The organism is Peribacillus sp. Bi134 (genome assembly GCF_918698065.1).
Classification (GTDB): Bacteria; Bacillota; Bacilli; order Bacillales; family DSM-1321; genus Peribacillus.
Genome location: NZ_CAKKLN010000005.1, coordinates 336,591 through 357,169 on the forward strand (window position 1 = coordinate 336,591; position 20,579 = coordinate 357,169).

23 protein-coding genes are annotated in these 20,579 nt (G+C 41.3%); 3 read left to right on the plus strand and 20 right to left on the minus strand.

What is annotated here, in order from left to right; all coding sequences use genetic code 11:
* Window positions 1–53: 53 nt before the first annotated feature.
* The 16 genes from nusB to LQ188_RS12965 form a co-directional block, all read right to left on the minus strand.
* Entirely contained in the window at window positions 54–446 is a 393-nt protein-coding gene (gene nusB, locus LQ188_RS12890) for a transcription antitermination factor NusB (protein ID WP_101222528.1), read from the minus strand.
* A 449-nt stretch (window positions 447–895) separates the two neighbouring features.
* The gene (locus LQ188_RS12895) at window positions 896–1,309 is read right to left on the minus strand and encodes an Asp23/Gls24 family envelope stress response protein (protein WP_034308298.1); all 414 of its coding nucleotides are present in this window, start codon (window positions 1,307–1,309) and stop codon (window positions 896–898) included.
* A 28-nt stretch (window positions 1,310–1,337) separates the two neighbouring features.
* On the minus strand, window positions 1,338–2,690 hold the full coding sequence (gene accC, locus LQ188_RS12900) for an acetyl-CoA carboxylase biotin carboxylase subunit (protein WP_101222529.1): 1,353 nt from the start codon (window positions 2,688–2,690) through the stop codon (window positions 1,338–1,340).
* 14 nt (window positions 2,691–2,704) lie between these two features.
* Window positions 2,705–3,196 (minus strand): acetyl-CoA carboxylase biotin carboxyl carrier protein, encoded by a 492-nt coding sequence (gene accB, locus LQ188_RS12905; protein ID WP_101222530.1) that lies wholly within the window; start codon window positions 3,194–3,196, stop codon window positions 2,705–2,707.
* A gap of 615 nt (window positions 3,197–3,811) precedes the next feature.
* Window positions 3,812–4,405, minus strand: coding sequence for a SpoIIIAH-like family protein (locus tag LQ188_RS12910; RefSeq protein ID WP_230177002.1), 594 nt, complete (start codon window positions 4,403–4,405; stop codon window positions 3,812–3,814).
* A gap of 14 nt (window positions 4,406–4,419) precedes the next feature.
* On the minus strand, window positions 4,420–5,091 hold the full coding sequence (gene spoIIIAG / locus LQ188_RS12915; protein WP_230177003.1) for a stage III sporulation protein AG: 672 nt from the start codon (window positions 5,089–5,091) through the stop codon (window positions 4,420–4,422).
* 7 nt (window positions 5,092–5,098) lie between these two features.
* Entirely contained in the window at window positions 5,099–5,707 is a 609-nt protein-coding gene (gene spoIIIAF / locus LQ188_RS12920) for a stage III sporulation protein AF (protein ID WP_101222533.1), read from the minus strand.
* Between the two features lie 16 nt (window positions 5,708–5,723).
* Window positions 5,724–6,932 carry a stage III sporulation protein AE gene (gene spoIIIAE / locus LQ188_RS12925; protein ID WP_101222534.1) on the minus strand — a complete coding sequence of 403 codons (1,209 nt, stop codon included), beginning with the start codon at window positions 6,930–6,932 and terminating at the stop codon, window positions 5,724–5,726.
* Between the two features lie 33 nt (window positions 6,933–6,965).
* Window positions 6,966–7,346 (minus strand): stage III sporulation protein AD, encoded by a 381-nt coding sequence (gene spoIIIAD / locus LQ188_RS12930; RefSeq protein ID WP_230177096.1) that lies wholly within the window; start codon window positions 7,344–7,346, stop codon window positions 6,966–6,968.
* A 23-nt stretch (window positions 7,347–7,369) separates the two neighbouring features.
* Window positions 7,370–7,573: a stage III sporulation protein AC gene (gene spoIIIAC, locus LQ188_RS12935; protein ID WP_034308319.1), complete on the minus strand. Its 204-nt coding sequence runs from the start codon at window positions 7,571–7,573 to the stop codon at window positions 7,370–7,372.
* A 21-nt stretch (window positions 7,574–7,594) separates the two neighbouring features.
* The gene (spoIIIAB, locus tag LQ188_RS12940; RefSeq protein ID WP_101222536.1) at window positions 7,595–8,110 is read right to left on the minus strand and encodes a stage III sporulation protein SpoIIIAB; all 516 of its coding nucleotides are present in this window, start codon (window positions 8,108–8,110) and stop codon (window positions 7,595–7,597) included.
* Complete coding sequence (spoIIIAA, locus tag LQ188_RS12945) at window positions 8,103–9,035, minus strand: stage III sporulation protein AA (protein ID WP_101222537.1); 933 nt, start codon at window positions 9,033–9,035, stop codon at window positions 8,103–8,105. The genes spoIIIAB and spoIIIAA overlap by 8 nt, the downstream gene beginning before the upstream one ends.
* 739 nt (window positions 9,036–9,774) lie before the next feature.
* On the minus strand, window positions 9,775–10,332 hold the full coding sequence (efp, locus tag LQ188_RS12950) for an elongation factor P (RefSeq protein WP_034308328.1): 558 nt from the start codon (window positions 10,330–10,332) through the stop codon (window positions 9,775–9,777).
* A 26-nt stretch (window positions 10,333–10,358) separates the two neighbouring features.
* Entirely contained in the window at window positions 10,359–11,420 is a 1,062-nt protein-coding gene (locus LQ188_RS12955) for a Xaa-Pro peptidase family protein (protein ID WP_101222538.1), read from the minus strand.
* On the minus strand, window positions 11,421–11,867 hold the full coding sequence (aroQ, locus tag LQ188_RS12960; protein ID WP_101222539.1) for a type II 3-dehydroquinate dehydratase: 447 nt from the start codon (window positions 11,865–11,867) through the stop codon (window positions 11,421–11,423).
* 95 nt (window positions 11,868–11,962) lie between these two features.
* The gene (locus LQ188_RS12965; RefSeq protein ID WP_101222540.1) at window positions 11,963–12,475 is read right to left on the minus strand and encodes a YqhR family membrane protein; all 513 of its coding nucleotides are present in this window, start codon (window positions 12,473–12,475) and stop codon (window positions 11,963–11,965) included.
* Between the two features lie 332 nt (window positions 12,476–12,807).
* Between LQ188_RS12965 and LQ188_RS12970 the strand changes: the two genes are divergently transcribed.
* Together LQ188_RS12970 and LQ188_RS12975 are read left to right on the plus strand one after the other, a co-directional pair.
* On the plus strand, window positions 12,808–13,761 hold the full coding sequence (locus tag LQ188_RS12970) for a DUF1385 domain-containing protein (RefSeq protein ID WP_230177004.1): 954 nt from the start codon (window positions 12,808–12,810) through the stop codon (window positions 13,759–13,761).
* A 138-nt stretch (window positions 13,762–13,899) separates the two neighbouring features.
* Window positions 13,900–14,274 carry an SA1362 family protein gene (locus tag LQ188_RS12975; protein WP_048677789.1) on the plus strand — a complete coding sequence of 125 codons (375 nt, stop codon included), beginning with the start codon at window positions 13,900–13,902 and terminating at the stop codon, window positions 14,272–14,274.
* Window positions 14,275–14,297: 23 nt separating this feature from the next.
* On the opposite strand, the gene LQ188_RS12980 is transcribed toward LQ188_RS12975, so the two are convergent.
* Window positions 14,298–15,179, minus strand: coding sequence for a patatin-like phospholipase family protein (locus LQ188_RS12980; RefSeq protein WP_101222542.1), 882 nt, complete (start codon window positions 15,177–15,179; stop codon window positions 14,298–14,300).
* A gap of 84 nt (window positions 15,180–15,263) precedes the next feature.
* Window positions 15,264–16,289, minus strand: a complete 1,026-nt coding sequence (gene splB, locus LQ188_RS12985; protein WP_101222543.1) for a spore photoproduct lyase — start codon at window positions 16,287–16,289, stop codon at window positions 15,264–15,266.
* Window positions 16,290–16,415: 126 nt separating this feature from the next.
* Here splB and LQ188_RS12990 point away from each other — a divergent pair, with 126 nt between their 5' ends.
* Window positions 16,416–16,604, plus strand: a complete 189-nt coding sequence (locus tag LQ188_RS12990; RefSeq protein ID WP_101222544.1) for a hypothetical protein — start codon at window positions 16,416–16,418, stop codon at window positions 16,602–16,604.
* A gap of 151 nt (window positions 16,605–16,755) precedes the next feature.
* On the opposite strand, the gene LQ188_RS12995 is transcribed toward LQ188_RS12990, so the two are convergent.
* Both LQ188_RS12995 and LQ188_RS13000 read right to left on the minus strand, forming a co-directional pair.
* Window positions 16,756–19,326, minus strand: a complete 2,571-nt coding sequence (locus tag LQ188_RS12995; RefSeq protein WP_101222545.1) for a vitamin B12-dependent ribonucleotide reductase — start codon at window positions 19,324–19,326, stop codon at window positions 16,756–16,758.
* 388 nt (window positions 19,327–19,714) lie between these two features.
* Window positions 19,715–20,551 carry a biotin/lipoate A/B protein ligase family protein gene (locus LQ188_RS13000; protein ID WP_230177005.1) on the minus strand — a complete coding sequence of 279 codons (837 nt, stop codon included), beginning with the start codon at window positions 20,549–20,551 and terminating at the stop codon, window positions 19,715–19,717.
* Window positions 20,552–20,579: the final 28 nt, after the last annotated feature.

The window sequence follows — 20,579 nt, forward strand, 5'->3', positions numbered from 1 at the left end:
AGTTAATTTTGCTAAAGAAATTGCTGAGAGAATCCTTGCTCAAGGCTGCAGCTTTAGCTGCCGCTTTTCACCTTTACTTTGGATAAAACGGCATTTACAAAGCTGCTCGATTGATCATCACCGAATTTCTTAGCAATTTCAATAGCTTCATTCATTGCAACACTTACAGGAACATCTTCACTGTGAATCATTTCATAAACCGCGATACGCAGTAAATTCCGATCAATGTTCGCCAGTCTTTCCAACGTCCAATTCTCTAAATTGTCCCTGATCATTCCATCAATTTGTTCACGATTTTCCGTTATCCCCATTACTAATTTCTTGAAGTATTCATCAGTAGGAGCACCATCCAGTACGCTTTCCATTGCTTCTTCTGCATTCGAGTTGGCAATATCTATTTGATATAGTGCTTGAAGGGATTTTTCACGGGCTTCTCTTCTTTTCATAATCTTACTCCTTTAACATCTACTATTATATATGAAAATGCTAGAACAAACGAACATTAAATAACATTTTTTCAAAAATATTAAGATTTTCGCTATATTATTAAAAAAATAAGCTAAATCCCACTAAAATTAAGGCCAAAAGACTCAAATATCTTGATTCAGGATAACAATACAAGATTACATTCGGAATTAAACGGCCAACACAGTCCCATACTTTTTGAAAGTGTCAAAAAGCTCATGCCTAGCTTTCATGCTCATATTTCACCTTTTACACTCTAACAGAAATCACCCTTGAATTAAAGGGAAACTTCCAGACACCGCCTTATTATGTTCATTTAAATTTAATATTATAAGCAGGCCTCAAAAACGGGGTATCTGGAGTTAACATTCAAAAAAACAAAAACCCGGCTTTTGCCGGGTTTTTGCAGGTGCGAATCGAATGAAGCCACTTACACTTCTTGTTCGTAATCCGCTTCTTGTTTAGCGTTTTCAAACGCAATGCCCACTACATGAATGTTCACTTCGCCCGCGTCGATAGCGGTCATATTCAACAAAGCTTCACGAATGTTATCTTGCACTTCCTGAGCAACTTTCGGAATTGAAACACCAAACTTCATGACACAATAAAGTTCGACTTTGATGGATTCTCCCGTTAAGTCCACTTTAACACCTTTACCGTGGTTCTTTTTCCCAAGCTTTTCAACCACACCCGTGGCGAAATTCCCGCGCATATGTGCAACACCTTCAACTTCCGATGCAGCGATACCCGCAATCACCTCTATTACCTCAGGTGCGATCTCCACTTTGCCCAGCCCACTATTATAATCATTCATTTCGAGTAATTGGCCTTCCATTTCACTCATTCAAAAGCACCTCCTGTCTTCCTTTACATTATGAGTTCATTACATCATATATTTCAAGGAATTTGGTATTAAATTCTCCGGAAACAAATTGTTCATGCTGAAGTAACTTAATATGGAAAGGAATTGTGGTACTGATCCCTTCAATGACAAACTCACCTAAGGCGCGTTTCATCTTTTCGATTGCCTCTTCCCTAGTAGGTGCATGGACAATCAATTTAGCGATCATGGAATCGTAATACGGCGGTATCGAGTACCCAGGGTATGCCGCGGAATCAACACGAACTCCGTAGCCGCCTGGCGGTAAATACATTTGAATCTTACCTGCGGAAGGCATGAAATTCTTTTCTGGATTTTCAGCATTGATCCGGCATTCGATAGACCATCCGTTATAAGTGACATCCTCTTGCGAAAGCGATAGTTTGCTGCCTGAAGCAACTTTGATCTGTTCTTTAATCAAATCCACGCCCGTTACCATTTCTGTAACAGGGTGTTCAACCTGGATACGTGTATTCATTTCCATAAAGTAGTATTTTCTATTCACATAGTCATAAATAAATTCTACTGTTCCGGCACCTGAATAATTAACGGCAAGTGCTGCCGTTACTGCAGCCTGCCCCATTTCCGCACGTGTTTCACCATCCAATGCCGGTGAAGGGGTTTCTTCAACAAGCTTTTGCAAACGTCGCTGGACCGTACAATCACGCTCACCTAAATGGATGGCATTGCCATGATTATCTGCCATGACCTGTATTTCAACGTGTCGGAAGTCCTCGATGAACTTTTCAATATACACGCCTGGATTCCCAAATGCCGTCGCGGCTTCCTGTTGTGTGATGTTAATGCCTTTAATTAGCTCTTCTTCCGTCCTTGCGACGCGGATACCTTTACCGCCCCCGCCGGCAGTAGCTTTGATGATGACTGGATAGCCCATTTCATTAGCTAAAGCTACACCCTCATCCGTATCCTTGATTATGCCTTTAGAACCTGGAACGATCGGTACACCAGCTTTACGCATGGTTTCCCTTGCTACGTCCTTTGTTCCCATTTTATTGATAGCTTCGGGGCTAGGACCGATGAAAATGATATTGCATTCACGGCATAGCTCAGCAAAGTCAGCATTTTCAGCAAGGAAGCCATATCCTGGGTGAATCGCATCGGATCCGGTTTTCTTGGCTGTGCTGATAATGTTCGTTGTATTTAAATAACTGTCTTTTGATAATTTAGGACCGATGCAATATGCTTCATCCGCAAGCTGGACATGTAATGCTTCTTTATCAGCTTCTGAATAGACCGCAACAGTCTCGATTCCTAATTCCTTGCATGCCCGGATGATTCGGACAGCAATTTCCCCGCGATTGGCAATTAATACCTTTTTAATCATTTAGAAACAGCTCCTCATTCCGGCTTTACTAAAAATAATGGTTGACCATATTCTACAAGCTGGCCTTCTTTTACAAGGACTTCAACGATTTCACCGCTTACTTCGGCTTCAATTTCATTGAAAAGCTTCATGGCTTCCACGATGCAGACGATGGAATCCCCCGTTACTTTATCGCCTGTTTTTACGTATGCAGGTGAATCCGGTGCAGGAGATTGGTAGAATGTCCCAACCATCGGAGAAGTGATTTTATGTAAATTTTCAGTGTCTGCTGCAGCCGGTTTTGCAGGTTCAACAGCTTTCGGCACTTCAGGGGCAGGGGCCGCTGCGGGCTTGACCTCTACAGCTGCATTGGTTTGAACAACTGCTGGAGCTGCTGCTTGGTGTAATACTGTACCCGTTTCAGTTTTTTTCAATTTAATTTTCGTTCCTTCATTTTCAAAAACGAATTCACTGATATTTGATTGATCGACTAGCTTAATAATTTCACGAATTTCTTGCACTTTCATTTTGTGGCACCCCTTGTCTAATTTAATATGAGTTTGTGAGGCAATAATATTTTATGTAACCTTACCCTTAGCTTATCCTACTTTGTCCAATACTGCACAAAGTAGCCGCTTTCTTTATGCGAATGCGAATAAACTGAATACAAACCTCATCTGTATTATAACAGATATTTCACTTTCTCAAAATATTGTTTCCCTTAGAGAATTGAAAAGTTTATGACCAGCTTCTAACATCATACAATATTAGCTTATACAAATTCAATGATAGATTAGTTGTAACTTGTTATCCATACTTTTATATTACACCTTTATTATAATATTGTGAATATTTTTCAACTGGGGCACCTTAACGCTTTCTCTTGAATTTTGCATTTCATTCGTAGAAAATCAGCAATAATATCCACTATAATTACTTTTCTAGAATATTTCGGTGGATCATTATCACCGATTCTATTTGAGTTCCTGATATCAATTGACATAAAAAAACTTTTCCTCTAAAGTTTCCCGGTTTAAGCTATTTAAAAAAATCATAATAAAAAGCCTCCCTTTTTTTATTAAGGAGGGCTTTCTAATTTTTTGGATGTTGCACTGTTCTGTATCAGCGTTCTGTATGTGTCATCACTTTTCCGGTTGGAAATCGACCACTACATTTTGCGCATCGCTCACTTCTTTCCTTACGAGGCGGATAATGTTATTAGCCTCTGTTTTCGTTTGTTTATCGGCCTTGACACTCACCTTTACATCCGTTCCGTCCACCCTGACCAGTGCGGCATTGTAATCCATGGCAACAATTAAGTTTTCGATGATATTTTCTTTTACTTTCGTTTCACTTAATTGTTCGATTTTTGCATAAGCCTCGTCTCGTTCTTCAGCTGATAATTCTGTGTTGCCCATCTTTGCAGTCAATTCTTCATTCAGCTTCGCCCGTTCATCTTCAATCTGCATCCTTAAAGATTCGAACTCATCTCCAGATGCAATGGTTACAGAGGAACCTTCTGTATTTTTGGACGTTTCTTTTTCACTTTTAGTTTCCCCTTTTGTATCCGCTTTGTTCTCTGTTTTGCTTTCAGTTTTATTTTCTTCCTTTTCCATTTGCTCTGTTGACGTCATATCGGCGGCATTTTCTTCCGGAGCGGTTAAATAATAGACTGAAAGCACAACGACCAAACTTAGCATAGTCAATAACCAAACGGTTTGTTTTTTTAATAACATGTAGATTTTCCCCCTTATTTTTTAGGCATGACAGAAACCCTATGACTCGGTACATCAAGTGAGCGTGTGACAGCCTCGATGATCCACTTCTTTATTTGAATGTTTTCGGCCCCTTTTGCGACTACCAGGACTCCTCGTACACTAGGTTTTTTCGTTTCCGAAATGATCGGTCCTTCTTTCTCACCGCTCTTGACCAAAACGAGCTGTTCATCAACCGATGTGTCTTCGACCGTCCTTTTGCCGCCTTCCTGGTCGGTTTCTTCGGTGACTTGTTTTTGGGTGACTTTGTTTCGTTCATATACTTTCTTCTCGGATGCATCGACGTAGATTACGACTTTTACATCCTTGACACCTGCAATGGATTCAAGCGCTTCCTTCATTTCATTCTGTAGATATATTTCATAGTCTTTTGTAGTCTTGAATTCTGATTTCTTCTGACCGAATGTTTCAACATCCTCTTCATCATCCTGCTGTTTATCATTATTGAATACAGTCGTCACTTCAGATGTTTGTCCCGTCTGGTTGGTGGTTAACAAATTCCCGGCCATCATGATTCCCGATCCCAAAAGGACAACTATTAGAGCATAGACATACAGGGAAGGTTTTTTTTCCTTAGGCTCTTTTTGGTCAGGGTCTTTATTTAATAGTTTTTGCAGCCAGGATAATGGACCTTTGTCTTTGTTCAATACTCAGTCACTTCCTTTCCCCGGCGATTTCAATGATCTCTTCATCAACGGACCAACTTGTTGCCAGAAACCTTTTGACAGCATCCAGATTGGCATCATTTGAAGTGGATGGGCTATCTGCATTAATATCAACCTTCGCTACTGCCTCTATCTCCGAGTTTTCTTTCCCTTCTGCCTTTTCCAATGAGATGGTTATGTTCTGCAGATCATCAACACCAGGTTCTTCCTCATTCTTGACCCCTACATCAATTGAACTAATCTTCATGTTATAATCCACCATCAGCTCCTCTTCCACTTCTGTCTGTAATTGGACAGCCATTTGTTCTAAAATATATGCACCCTGTGCTGCTTGTATTTCTTTTTTCTTCATTTCTGTCAAATTTCCTAAATCTTTTTTTTTCTGATCCTCAAATTCACTAGTAGCCGCAGAGAGGATTTCGTCGAAGTCCTTATTGAATAATCCCAATATAGGAGTGATGATGATCGCAATCAGTAAAAGTCCGATTACCATTTTGGCATACTTCTGTAAAGCCGAATTCGGAAGAAGCATATCGATCACAGTAGCCAGCAATACAAATATGATGATGTTGGATACCCAGCCAGCTAAAAAACTCACCAAGCCCTCCTCCTTTCTAACGAACCATCAAGGTAATGTTTCCAGAGGCGATAATTACCGTGATACTTAAAAAAAACATGAGTGAGACAATGGCCAATGCAGCGAAAATATAAATCATGCTTTTACTAATAATGTCTAGGCATTTTATTACAGGTCCTCCGCCAAGCGGCTGCAAAAGGCTCGCTGCCAATTTATAGACAAAAGAAATCATCAGGATTTTTATGGCGGGAAACGTGGTAATGAGCAAGAGTATGATGACGCCAGACAAGCCGACTGTATTCTTCAATAGAACGGAGGCACTTATGACCGTATCCGTTGCATCGGTAAACATGCGCCCTATTACCGGTATAAAGTTACCTGTCACGAATTTGGCCGTCCTGATCGTCACTCCGTCAGCTACAGCAGATGATGCCCCCTGAACGGATATCACACCAAGAAATATGGTCATGAAAGCCCCAAGGATACCGATAGCAAAATTACGGAGAAGCTGTGCCAGCTGTGTCACTTTGTAATGTTCCGTCAGCGTACTGACAATGCTTAAAATCGCTGCAAAGAATAATAACGGAAGGACGACAAACTGGATCAAGATACCGCTTGTATTCATCAAAAACATCAAAACCGGATGAAAGAAAGCTGCCGATACAAGTCCCCCTGAAGCAGCTATCAATGCCAAGAGTAAAGGGATGAGTGCCATTAAAAAGGAAATCATCAAATCTATCGTATCTTTTGTATATTCAATCGCCACATGAAAACTGTTAAGAGCCAAAATGATCAGCACCATATAAACGATTGCATAAGCGACCTTACTCACGGAGCTTTGCTCGAACGCATTCTGCAAAGACTGGAGGAACATGCTGAAAACGGTTAATAAAATGAGTGATCCCAGCAGCTTTCCATTCACGAGCAGTTCATGAAAAATGAATTTTGTCATTCCCTTCATCCATTGCTCAAAGGAAAATTTCTTGTCGCCGCTTACGAAGTCCATAAAGCTCCCTTTCTGGCTTTCCGGTAGAAATCCTCCATATTCCGTAACGATGTCATCCCAATATTGTTTGAGCTCATCGACACCCAGCCTTTCTATTTGGGCTTGTACCAGCTCGGACTGCATGATGGGCTCTTGTTCGATTTCACCATTTTCAGGATTTTCGGCAGCTTGTCCAATAGATGCATGCAAAAAAAAGAGTAAAACGAATAGAATGGATAAGTAAGGCATCCGCTGCTTCATACATTCACCTCATTGACTAGTAGGAGTAATCCGTTAACTTGGGAGCATCTGTATAATCGTTTCGATAATGACCGTTAAAATCGGAATCGCCATGGCAAGTATCAAGATTTTTCCGCTTAATTCTATTTTGGAAGCGAGGGAACCTTGCCCTGCATCTTTTGTAATTTGAGAAGCGAATTCTGCAATATAGGCAATTCCGATTATTTTTAAGATGGTCTCTAGATACACGGTATTTACATTTGCATTAACCGCAATTTTTTCTAACATTAAAATAATTTCGTATATTTTGTCAGCTAAAAAAAGAAAAATGGAACATCCTACAAAAACGACAAGCAGGAATGCTAAATTTGGTTTTTGCTCTTTGACGATCAGTGCCAAGAAGGTGGCAACTAGGGCAATGGCCACGATTTTTATGATTTCAATCGCGAATCCCTCCCTTACTGAAATAGAAATACAGATTTAATTTTTTGAAATAAATCCTCTACTACAGAAGCTACCATGAATAAAATATAGATGAATCCGAAAAGTGTCACCCACTGGGCATATTCCTTCTTCCCAACCTGATCGAGTATCGTGTGAAGAAATGCCACTACTAGCCCTACACCCGCTATTTTAAATATGATGTCCACATCAATGCCCATTTTCATTCCCCCCACATATTCCTACATCAGCAAGATGATCAATAATAGCCCTGATAAAAAACCAAGACTTTTCATCATTTTTTCATATTTCCCCTGTCGGTCGAGTGCATCGCTCTCTTCCCGTTCCAAGTGTGCCATCGTTAGCATGATTTGCTTTTGCTGATGATATTTATCGCTTTTTCCAAGCGTCTCCCCAAACTGTGAAAGAATCTCGAATTCTCCCTGTTTTAAAGCAAGGGATTGCCATATTTTCTTCAAACTATCATCCCATGCTTCCTTGACGGTGGTCTCTCCGGACTCGAGCCGGTTTGCAAATGCATCGAAAAAGATGGATAAAGGTTTGGCCATCTGTTTAGAAAGTTTCCTCGCCGCTTCTTTCAAAGGTGTATGACCAAACATTATTTCGGCTTCAAGCGATTGCATGGCGACTTTCAGCTGTCTCAGTTGACGAGGCCTCATACTTAATTTTTTCGCAGCTTCGAAACCTGCCCATGTCGTTGCAATAATAATGATCGCAGCTCCTATTAACTTAAACATGCGGGTTCACACCTTCCCCTAAGAAAATGGGAACTCCAGCAGCATCAAGGACTTTGTAGCTCCTCTTACCTGATTTACATCTCTGTAATTCTATAAAACGTTCAAAGATGTTTTGCTTTAATATTTCGGCTATAAAAGGTCGCTTCTTAATTTCATCCAGTGTATGGCCATGTGTAGTTATCATGAGTTTAATACCTGCGTTCACCGCTTCCAGCACAGCCTGCGTATCCGCCGCGCGGCCTATTTCATCCACGATCAATACATCCGGGGACATCGAACGGATCATCATCATCATCCCTTCCGCTTTAGGACATCCATCGAGCACATCAACCCTTGTTCCAAATTGGAGCTGCGGCACTCCATGAACACATCCGGCAATTTCCGAGCGCTCGTCCACTATCCCCACCTTTTGAGGGGCAATGCCGTGTTTTTCATTACCACTGGATATCATTCTTGCAATATCACGTAATATGGTCGTTTTTCCCGTTTGCGGAGCACCGATCAACATTGTATGCTGCCATTCCCCGTCATATAAGTAAGAAGTGAGCGGTTCAGCTGCACCTATTTTTTCACGTGCAACCCGAATATTGAAGGAGGAAATATCCCTGATCGCTTTGACAGATCCATTTTCCAAAATCACCTTGCCAGCAAGCCCCACCCGATGTCCGCCTGCTATGGTTATATAACCTCGCTTTAATTCTTCCTCAAGTGTATATAACGAAAATTGACCTATTTGATTCAATAATTGATCCGCATCCGAATGGGTCACTTCATAGGAAAAGAAGTATGGTTCCCCACCTACAATGACCTCAAGCGGCCTTCCAACCCGAATTCTCAGCTCTTCCATCTTATCGATCATCATCGGTGTCATACCCCGGAGTTGCTCACATATTTTTTTCGGTAAAAAAGAAAGAATCGTTTCCATTTTGACAATCCTCCTGTATACACCACTTTCAATAAAATATATGCCGACCAGCCTGCAATGATGACAGGCTATTAAAGAAACAGACCATTTATTGATTTTTTTATACTTCGGGGTCTAAAAAACACACAAAAAAAAGCCGAGAAATTAATCTCGGTCTCAGGCTGTAAAAAAATTCGAACAAAGCGAGTTTGCCCACAGGTTTTTATGGCTTGTACAATTTGGAAGTTGATTATAACGTAGGGGCACTCGCTTTCCGCTGGCGGTCCGCCCTTGGCGGCATTGCCGCCTGTGGGTTCTCACCTGGACGCGGTTTTCCCGCAGGAGTCTCGAACACCCGCTCCAATCAACTTTTTTTAACTTTTAGATAGATCCCTTTTACCTAAAGTCTTTATTGTTTTAAAATAGAATTATTAAAACTTGAGTGATGTGTTTTCTTTTTTAACATGATTCTATTCAGCGAGATCAGCTTGAAATGATTACTTTAGACCAACTGGTTCCAGCTTGTAAGTACACAACAACAAATAAAAAGGGCTATCGTGAGTACAAATCCTACAGTGTACAGAAAATAAAGACCACCAGATAGTGGTGACACGCCATATTCGGCAAGAATATATGGAATCATCTGCGTCATCAAGAAGCCAAATCCACTAAAAAATCAAAAAGGTTTCGGAATGGACTCATTCCGAAACCTTTTTGTCTACAAACTGAAACCGAGATCTTCATCTCGGTCGTCTTTCAATTATGCACGTGATACGTATGATCCTTCATTTGTATTGATCAATAGTTTGTCACCTTGGTTGATGAAGAATGGAACTTGAACCGAAAGGCCCGTCTCAAGTACGGCTGACTTCGTGCCGCCTGAAGATGTATCGCCTTTAATTCCCGGCTCCGTTTCCGCCACTTCAAGTTCCACTGTGTTTGGAAGCTCGACCCCAAGTGTTTCCGCTTGGAAAGTCATGATATGCACTTCCATATTTTCCTTAAGGAATTTAAGTTCACGTTCAATGCTTGATGCAGGCAGCTCGATTTGGTCATATGTTTCGTTATCCATGAATACATGGCTATCCCCACTTGCATAAAGGTACTGCATCTTGCGGTTTTCGATATGTGCTTTAGCAACTTTTTCACCAGCACGGAATGTTTTCTCTTGGATTGAACCCGTACGAAGGTTACGAAGTTTAGAACGTACAAAAGCTGCACCTTTACCAGGTTTAACGTGTTGGAACTCGATAACCTGCCAAATTCCATTATCTACTTCAATCGTAACACCCGTGCGAAAATCGTTTACAGAAATCATAAATTTGTCCTCCTACATGTACATGTTTACAGAATGATTAACTCTTTAGTTGAATGAGTAAGTGCTTCGTTACCATCATGTGTAACGATTGTATCATCTTCAATCCGCACTCCGCCTACCCCCGGTAAGTAAATGCCCGGTTCAACGGTTACGGCCATACCTGGTTCTAAAATGATATCAGACCTAAAGGATAATGCTGGACCTTCATGAACTTCAAGACCGATACCATGTCCAGTCGAATGTCCAAAATACTGCCCGTATCCCTTTTCTTCAATTAGATTTCGAGTTAGTGCATCCGCTTCCTTGCCAGTCATACCAGGTTTGATCCCAGCCATTCCTCGCAGTTGAGCTTCTAAAACAATGTCATAAATATTAATAAGTTCTTCACTTGGCTTGCCAACCGCTAATGTCCGAGTGATGTCAGACACATACCCATTATAGTATGCCCCGTAATCCAATGTGACGAAATCGCCTTTTTCAATGATTTTATCCGTAGCCACTCCATGCGGAAGTGCGGACCTTAAGCCGGATGCTACAATAATATCAAAGGAAGAAGAAGTTGCCCCTTGTTTCCTCATAAAGAACTCAAGTTCATTGGATACATCCAGTTCCGAGATCCCTGGACGCAGGAAATCGAGAATATGTGTAAACGCAGCATCAGCAATAGCAGCCGCTTCCTTTAATATCTTAATCTCTGAAGAAGTCTTTATCAAGCGTAAATTCTCAATAACCCCCGACACCGGCAAAAGTTGTCCATCAATGGCCGCTTCGTATGCCTTATATGTAGCATAAGTCAGGTGTTCTTGTTCAAAGCCCAGCTTGCCGATATTCATCGCTTTAGCCTGCTTGCCGACTTCTTCGATGATGGTTCCTTTATGTTGAACGACCTCATAGTCCGGGGCCTGCTTGCCCGCTTGTTCCACGTATCTGAAATCAGTGATGAATTTAGCTTCTTTTTGGGAAATAAGTACAACGCCTGCACTTCCCGTAAAGTTGGTCATGAATCGACGGTTATATGTACTGGTAATCAAAAAACCATCAATGCCCGCCTTTTCCATTGAGGCTCTTAAGCGCATTAGTTTATTCATTTAATTTCTCCCCTTTGCAATCTTTGTGATCGCCTGCAACGCCAATTCATATCCGTGTATCCCCAAGCCGACAATCTGTCCCGCCGTTACCGGTGCGGTCACTGATTCATGCCGAAAGCTTTCACGGGCATGTATGTTCGAAATATGCACTTCCACCACTGGAACATCAATTCCGGCTATTGCATCACGAATCGCATAGCTATAATGAGTAAAAGCTCCAGGATTAATGATAATCCCGTCGATCCCATGATCCTCTGACCAATGGAGCTTGTCGATAATCGCTCCTTCATGGTTCGTTTGAAAAGAAGTCAATTCCACTTCTAACCCTTGTGCTTGCTGCATTAATTGCGCTTCCACATCCGCAAGCGTCGAGGATCCATAATGCGCAGGTTCACGCTTCCCCAAGCGATTTAAATTCGGTCCATTGATTAGTAAGATTTTTGTCATCATCAAACACCTGCTCATGTTAAAAGAATGCCTTTCCATGAACATTCTATCATAATTACAAATTGTCTTACTACTTTTTTACAACCAAGAAGCAATCAGCTTTCCGATTGCTTCTCGGCTTTGTTTTTTTGACGGATATATTCCTGTTGATCGTATGAAATAGAAAATCCTACAAAAAGACCGTATATAATAAAAATGCATACACTAGTTATAACCGTATTTGCTGACATTTTAGAAAAGGTTGGCAAATCGACGAACATCGGTTTCAGGATAAATACCAGCAAAGCCCAGCAAACCACCCCCAAAATAATACCCGGAAAAATACTCTTCATCCTTTTAAAAAGACTATAGTATATAAAAGCGATCCCCACGGATAGAATTCCGAACAAAATTATGGTCATCACCGTACCGAGCCAATGATCGATCCAGGTCATATTGGACCACGAGGTAAGTATGAATTTTGGGCTAAAATCCATAAAGTTAATATAATGGGCTATGATTCCGATAAAACTGGCTAAAGCCCCCCCAACAAAACCGACAGCAAGTACATTGTAGATTAACATGCTTTGATATTCCTGTTGAATTTGTCCTTTTTCATTAGAAGACATATCAATCACCTCCGCTACGTAGTATGCCCTTTGTTAAATAGAACTATTTTTTTTTATTCTTAGGAAGGAGAATCACTAGAGGTTTTGGGATTTATTCTGTATGATTAAATCATAAATAATCTGCTTTTTTCAGAGGAAAATACCCATCCTCTGTTGAAGTTTATAATGTACACGGGATACTAGCTTCCTGTGATTCAACATTCATAAAGTAATTGCAGGGTTAAAGCTTCCATTCAATTTTGGAGGAGCGCCTTTACCCTTGTGATGCTTGATAATAAACATGTTAGCACCCTTGAGAGAGCTACGTGAATAACTATTAGGTTGGTGTAGAAATGTCTGAGGTTCAAAAACCCGTTTACGGAGGGCAGGCTGTTGTGGAAGGCGTCATGTTCGGCGGCAAACATCACACAGTCACTGCGGTACGCCGCAAAGATTCGTCGATTGTATATTATCATCTGCCTCGTGAATCGAAACCTGTTGTCAACAGCTTAAAAAGAGTACCGTTTCTACGGGGTATCGTATCACTGGTTCAGTCAAGTGCCACCGGCTCGAAACATCTGAACTTTTCAACTGAACAGTATGAAGAGGAAGATGGGGAAAAACAGGAAGAAAAGAAAAACGAAACGAAAGAATCTTCTAAAATGGGTGTATGGCTTGGAGTTGCCGTAATTGGCGTACTTTCCTTCCTATTCGGGAAGCTGCTTTTCACTTTGATTCCAGTCTTTCTTGCAGAGTTGACAAGACCAATCTTCAGCGGCCATATGGCCCAGGTTTTAATGGAAAGCTTGTTCAAGTTGATATTATTGCTGGTATACATTTACGTAGTATCCATGACGCCATTGATCAAGCGGGTCTTTCAGTATCACGGAGCAGAGCATAAAGTGATCAATTGCTTTGAAAGCGGAAAAGAATTGACCGTAGCGAATGTGCAGGCAAGTTCACGCCTTCATTATCGCTGTGGCAGCAGCTTTATTTTATTTACAGTCATAGTAGGCATGTTCGTCTATATGTTGGTTCCGACCGACCCATTATGGCTCCGTGTCGTGGATCGCGTTTTGCTTATCCCCGTCGTGCTTGGCATAGCCTTCGAGGTATTGCAGTTGACCAACAAAGTAAGGGATATTCCCATTCTGCGTTACCTTGGCTATCCCGGCCTTTGGCTTCAGTTATTGACAACCAAAGCCCCGACAGATGATCAAGTCGAAGTCGCATTAGCCTCATTTCAAGAACTGTTAAGGATGGAAAAAGAGACCAAAAAAGGTTTAGAATCGGATGTAATTGTGTAAAACATCTATACACATTTTGATTATGAAAAATCATATACTAAACTAAGGGAATGACCTTCATTTTTTTCAAATATTTTACATGAAGAATGTTTAAAATAAGCTAAAAATGCTTATGATGCTCTTAAGGAGGTGTCTTTGTTGAAACGTTTCATATCTTTCATGATATACGGAATCATCGCCCTCGGAGTCCTCGGACTATTGAGCCGACTATTTAATGACCCGATTGGCTTTTTTAGAAACATTCTCATAATAGCCATTGTCGCAGGGATTATTTATATGATTTATACCGGATTAACAAAGGGAAAACCAGTTAAGAAAGAGCAGCAAGCATTCCGAAAGGCTGCCCGCCAGTCGAAAAAAAGGCTAAAAAACCGAACTTCGAAAAAAGATAATGTGGCTAGCTTCTCTGCAGCAAAATCATCCAAGAAAATAAAATGGAGAAAGAAAACGGATAGTCACTTAACCGTTATCGAAGGGAAAAAGAATAAAAAGAAAAATCGGGCTTCTTTTTAAGAGCCCGATTTTTTTATTTATTATCAATAAGTCCATTTTTTAAGAAATTCTTTCGTGCACTGCCTGCCCCGTTTCATCAAATCACCCTTTTGTTCATCATTCAGATTGAAATCCATCGCAGAAACTCCCTTCATCGGAATAAATACAATATTATGGACGTGTTTCTTGGAGATATATCGTGCATCATGGGCATCTTTCATCGTTTTGAATAGTGCGGAGAACAATTCAACCGCATTATCCACCTCATGCGGTTTCCATATCTCATCGACACTCAGCCGCAAGCCTATGACCGGCCGTTCCTTCCTTACATGATCTGAATTGAATAACCACATAGGAAAATTGCTCAAAACACCTCCATCAACAAAAAGGAACTTGCTTTTTCCGACATCGAGTTTGACTGGTTCAAAGAAATAAGGAATGCTACAACTCATTCTTACTGCCTTTGCAACTGGAAAAGTGATTGGATCAATGCCATAGTTCGGCAGATCATCAGGCAGAACCACCAATTTCCCATTTGTGATGTCAGAGGTTATGATACGAAGGGATTTCGGTCGTACATCCTTAAAGGTGACTACATTCCTTTCGGCAAGTTTGCTGGCAATCCAACCTTCCAATGCGTCGCCTTTATAAAGGCCAAGTTTCCAGTATACAAGGAGCCATTTGGCAAGCGGGATAGGCAAAAGACCACGCCTTTTATCCAGCAGGCCGCTTAAATCTATATCAAGAAATAGCTTTTCCATTTCTTTTCCGGTGTACCCAGCTGCCACGAAAGCTGCAATTATGGATCCTGCACTTGTACCTGCTGTACGATGGAATACAAATCCCCGTTCTTCTAATTCCTGCAGGGCTCCCACTAAACCATAGCCTTTAATCCCGCCTCCGGAAAAAACGCCGTCAATAATCATAGCTGCCCTCCCCTAATCCGGTCTTTACATTTCTAAGCAGGATTAGAGGGATTTATGACAGTTTTAAATAGAAAATTACCTTCATCAGGTAAAATACTGAATTTCCGCTTTCGGGAAAAATTCCGCGATATACCCACGAATGGTCGTTTCCAGTTCTGCGGCTTCTTCGGTTTGGTAAACATATTTACCAATGCCATATCTGCCCCATTTATATTTACGCTTCGTTTCGTCCAGTTCCAATTTTGTTTTCGGGTAGTTTTTTTGAATCACTTTTTTTGCTGGACCAGTGAACCGATGCTGGATTAATTCAAAAGTCAAATCCGGTATATCCACCCCTTTTAACGCCTCGCTTAATCGTTCGAATAATTCGTGATAGCCATCCTTCCATGCTTCATGACGATATATGGGAGCTACGATAAAACCCAGAGGATATCCGGCACCTGCCACTTTTCGTGCCGCTTCCATCCTTTCCTCGAAGCTCGATGTGCCTGGCTCGAAATTCTTTATCACAAAACGCGAATTTATACTGAACCGAAATCTCGTTTTTCCATTATGTTCAGCATCCAACAGATGGTCGACATGATGAAATTTAGTTACGAACCTTAAAACCCCATATTCACTTTTGCCAAAATATTCTATGGCCCTTTTTAAAGAATGTGTCAAATGGTCAATTCCGACAATGTCCGATGTACAAGCTGCCTCAAAACGTGTGATTTCAGGCTTTCTCTCATTTATATATTTTTCGGCTGCCTCGAAAATCTCGTCAAGATTCACATATGTCCTAATATATGGTTTCGATCCGAGTGTCGTCTGTAAATAGCAATAGTGACAGTGCCCCATACACCCTGTAGCAAGAGGGATGGCATATTCAGCAGATGGTTTTGAGGAATCGAATTTCAATGTTTTTCTTATTCCTACCACAAGCGTCGATTTGGCGACGCGATATTTTTGCAAATCGTTTTCCCCAGGAAGGTCCCTAATTTGGTTATGGGATGTGGTCTCCCGGATTTCAATGTTCAAATCTTCGAATTTCTTCTTCAATTCCCGGCCAAGAGGGTATTCCAGTGCCCTGGGCTCTATATACACTAATTGTGGCATAAATGGTTTCATTCCGTTCTCCATTCTGTTCATACTTTTAATCGAACTACACAATCTAATTCATAAGGATAGTTTTTCTTAATTCTGTTATCATCATGATTGTTTTTACTTGGAAATTCAAAATGAAGGAGGTGCCATATGGCTAATAAAAAACGAGATTTCTTGACAAATGGAACGGGGAAACAAGCGATCACCGTCCAAACAGATAATAAATATCCAAATCCAAGGAATATACCTGGAGACTCAGTCGATGAATTTTCGGTATTGAAAGATGGAAACCAATATCTAGCCGAGAAGGAAATAGGGCAGCAAAATGAAAATGGTTGATTGAACGCAAAAAGAAGACCGAATTTACGATGATTCGGTCTTCTCTATTGGTTTGTAATTGAACAGACGGTAACTAACAAACATTTAAGACACTAAAAAAAGCCGTTAAGATAGGCTTTGCAGCATACTTAACGGCTTCCCTTACATCAGCTTATAGCCCGCATTTTAATTGTGCTCCGCAATTCGTGCAAGTATTGCATCCGCCCATTTCCTGGACTTCGCCTTTACGGCACACCGGACAAGTGTTGCCCACTTCCGACCCAATCGTAACGTTAGTCGAACGCAGTTCATTTATCGTATCGACCAATACGACTTTTTTCTTTACTTCCACATCTGTCAATTCATCCATTTCAAGCTGCTCGTCCATTTGGTTTTCTTCCGCTTTGAGCGTAAGAACCTGACTGTCACGGCTGCCATCCACATATACAGTACCGCCTTTTGCTCCGCCTTTGTATAGACGTTCATATACTTTTTCAACTTGTTCGACAGTATATCCTTTTGGAGCATTTACCGTTTTACTGATCGAGCTGTCAATCCAGCGTTGAATGATGCATTGAACATCAGCATGTGCTTCTGGAGCTAATTCCATAGCGGAAATGAACCATTTTGGAAGCTCTTCTGTATCGGCTTCTGGATGACGGTCCAAGTATTCCTGTACAATGTCAGCCTTAACTTCAATGAATTTACCAAGACGGCCGCTGCGGAAATACGTGAAGGAGAAATATGGTTCAAGACCTGTTGATACCCCGACCATAGTTCCTGTGCTTCCTGTAGGAGCAACTGTCAATAAATGAGAGTTACGGATGCCATGTGCAGCAACACTTTCCCTGATATCTTCAGGCATTTTTTCCATAAATCCGGTTTGTGTGAAACGTGTTCTAAGCTCATCGGTTTCTTTGTCCGTTGACCCGATCAGGAACGGGAAACTGCCTTTTTCTTTAGCAAGTTCCACGGAAGCCCTGTAAGCTGTCGTCGCAATCGTTTCAAACACCTTGTCAACCAGGATATTTCCTTCTTCAGAGCCATATTCCGTCTCACAGTAGATCAAAAGGTCATGCAGACCCATTACACCAAGTCCAACCCGTCGCTCGCCCAGTGCCTGTTTTTTGTTTTCTTCCAAGAAATAAGGAGTTGCGTCAATGACATTGTCCTGCATACGCACACCGACTTCGACAGTCTGCTTAAGTTTCTCGAAATTAACGGTTTTGCTTTCTTTATCAGCCATCTCAGCAAGATTGACTGCCGCAAGGTTACATACTGAATATGGGGCCAATGGCTGTTCTCCACAAGGGTTCGTCGCTACGACCTGTTGACCGTATGCTTTGGCATTCGTCATTTCATTAGCATTATCGATAAAGAAAATACCTGGTTCAGCAGAATACGTTGCACAAATATTTATTAAATTCCAAAGCTCTTTAGCGCGGATTTTACGGTAAACACGGACTTTGTGACCCATTTTCTCCCATTCGCGAACATCGCCGACATTATGCCATTCTTCATTGTAAATGGCCATTTCTTCGGCATTATAGCTTTCAACATCAGGAAAACGCAATTCGTATTCCGCATCTTGTTCCGCCGCTTCCATGAATTCCTTAGTCAGGCAAATCGAGATGTTGGCTCCAGTCAGAAAATCAGAATTATGGACACTGTATGTTCCCCCTGTACGGAGCTTTTCCTCTGCATCCCTAATGATTTTCTCGCTGAATCCACCTTGGCCAGGAATCTCCTTATAATTGATGATCCCTTGATACATAGCCGTTTCCTGTTCCGTGTGCGGCGTGAATTTCAATTTATCCGTCGCATATTTCTTGATCGCTTCGTCTTTAGTATTTTCCACTAGGTATCGCAGAATCCTTGGGTTTTGCATTTTAGAAATGATGAACTCTGCAATATCAGGATGCCAATCAGCAAGCATGATCATTTGCGCGCCGCGTCTGCTACCGCCCTGTTCAACAAGATGCGTCAGTTTCGCAATATCGTCAAGCCACGACACAGAACCCGAGGATTTTCCGTTTACGCCTTTTGCCAGAGTGTTTCTTGGACGCAGTGTCGACCCGTTCGTTCCCACTCCGCCGCCGCGGCTCATGATTTCCATCACTTGTTTCCTATGTTCTGAAATACCTTCACGTGAATCCGGTACGAATGGCATTACATAACAGTTGAAATAAGTAACATCCGTATTGGAACCTGCACCATATAATACTCGTCCTGCCGGGACGAAATTAAGGTTCTTTAATTCTTCATAGAATTTATTGAACCATTCCGTTCTTTTTTCTTCCGTGGTTTCCACTGATGCCAATCCCGTTGCATTACGTTTCGCAATTTGTTCATAGTATATTTCAAGCGGCTTTTCGATAATATCCAAAGGACGGTTTACAATTCCAGTCTCCATTTCTTCCGGATTATCCAGAACGCCACGGAACTCTTCATCCACCAAAACCTTCGCTTTTTTGGTTTCCCAATCTATTTCAACGATGTAACCGAGACCCCTTGCCGGGAATTTCGGATCTTCCTTAATCGTCAACACGACGAAATCGCCTGCCGAGAGTGTGATTTTTTCAGTATCCTTAAAAGAATAGCGGTCAAGCATGACTAGACGGGACACTCCCTTATGCGCCATTTTCATATCAGCAGTTACAGGGTGAACCTGGGGAAATAAAGAAATATCCTTATTCAACCTTTCTAGATCAACCTTTAAAGCTTCTTTTATTACAACCGACATAATTCCCTCTCCTTTATATGTTTCAAGATCCGTTCTTGCTGCCGCAAAAATCCTTATGTAACCTTACATGTCCGTTTCGCTTAACAAGTACCCTAAATTTATCATAGCGAAACTCAAAAATCAACATATAGTGTCGCATTAAATATTTCAACTACTATATATTGTGTTTCTTTTGAATAACTTTTAATTTTGTCAAACGATAAATCAATTAATATAGTTAGCAAAAGGGAGGAAAATGTCGATTTACAATAATTTTTCATCAGATTTCAATTAATTTGGACCTTGCTTTTTCCCCATCCCTTTTAGGGCTTATCCCTGCAAGGGATGCGTTATTTGGTCAAACAAATCTGAAAAAACTTTTTTATTATCCACTCTAATTATGCTTCCTCTATCTCATGAAATTCCAATCATCGCTTTCATATTTGCTTTCTGCAATGGACTTCACTTCCAGCAATTGCTTTTCGGTGAGGACGTATGGCTCTAAATCGACCGAAAGTCCTTCGGCAAAACCTTTTTCAAAAGCTTCTTTCGCTTCAGGGATGGTAATCTTTCTCCCTGCAATATCATTTATGGCCACAGCTTTGTTTTTTAGGTTTTTTTGCATTCTCTCTTTAACCCTGTCATTTGAGAATTTAAATACGCTAAAAAGCTTATCATCATCAAGTTCAAGCAAAATGGATCCGTGCTGAAGGATGACGCCTTTTTGCCTGGTTTGAGCGCTGCCAGCGACCTTCCTGCCCTCAACGACCAGTTCATACCAGCTTGGAGCATCAAAGCAAACCGAAGACCTGGGCGATTTTAAAGCCGCTTTTTCCTGATCGGTTCGAGGCACGGCAAAATAAGCTTCCAATCCCAGATTCCTGAATCCCATTAATATTCCTTCAGAAATGACACGATATGCTTCAGTAACGGTAGTCGGCATTCCCGGATAGGATTCTGGAACGATTACGCTATAAGTCAATTCATGCTCGTGCAGGACCGCTCGTCCTCCTGTTGGCCTGCGTACAAAACCAAGGCCCTGCCTTTTGACCTCTTCGATATCAATTTCCGCTTCCGCCTTTTGAAAATAACCGATCGACAATGTAGCTGGATCCCAGCCGTAAAAGCGTATGATTGGCGGAATTTCCCCTTTGCTTTGCCAGTTTAACAGAGCTTCGTCCAGTGCCATATTAAAAGCCGGTGAACAATACCCCGAATCTATAAAACCCCATTTATCTTTAGCCATCCTTACCCCTCGTTTCGATAGACTGTTT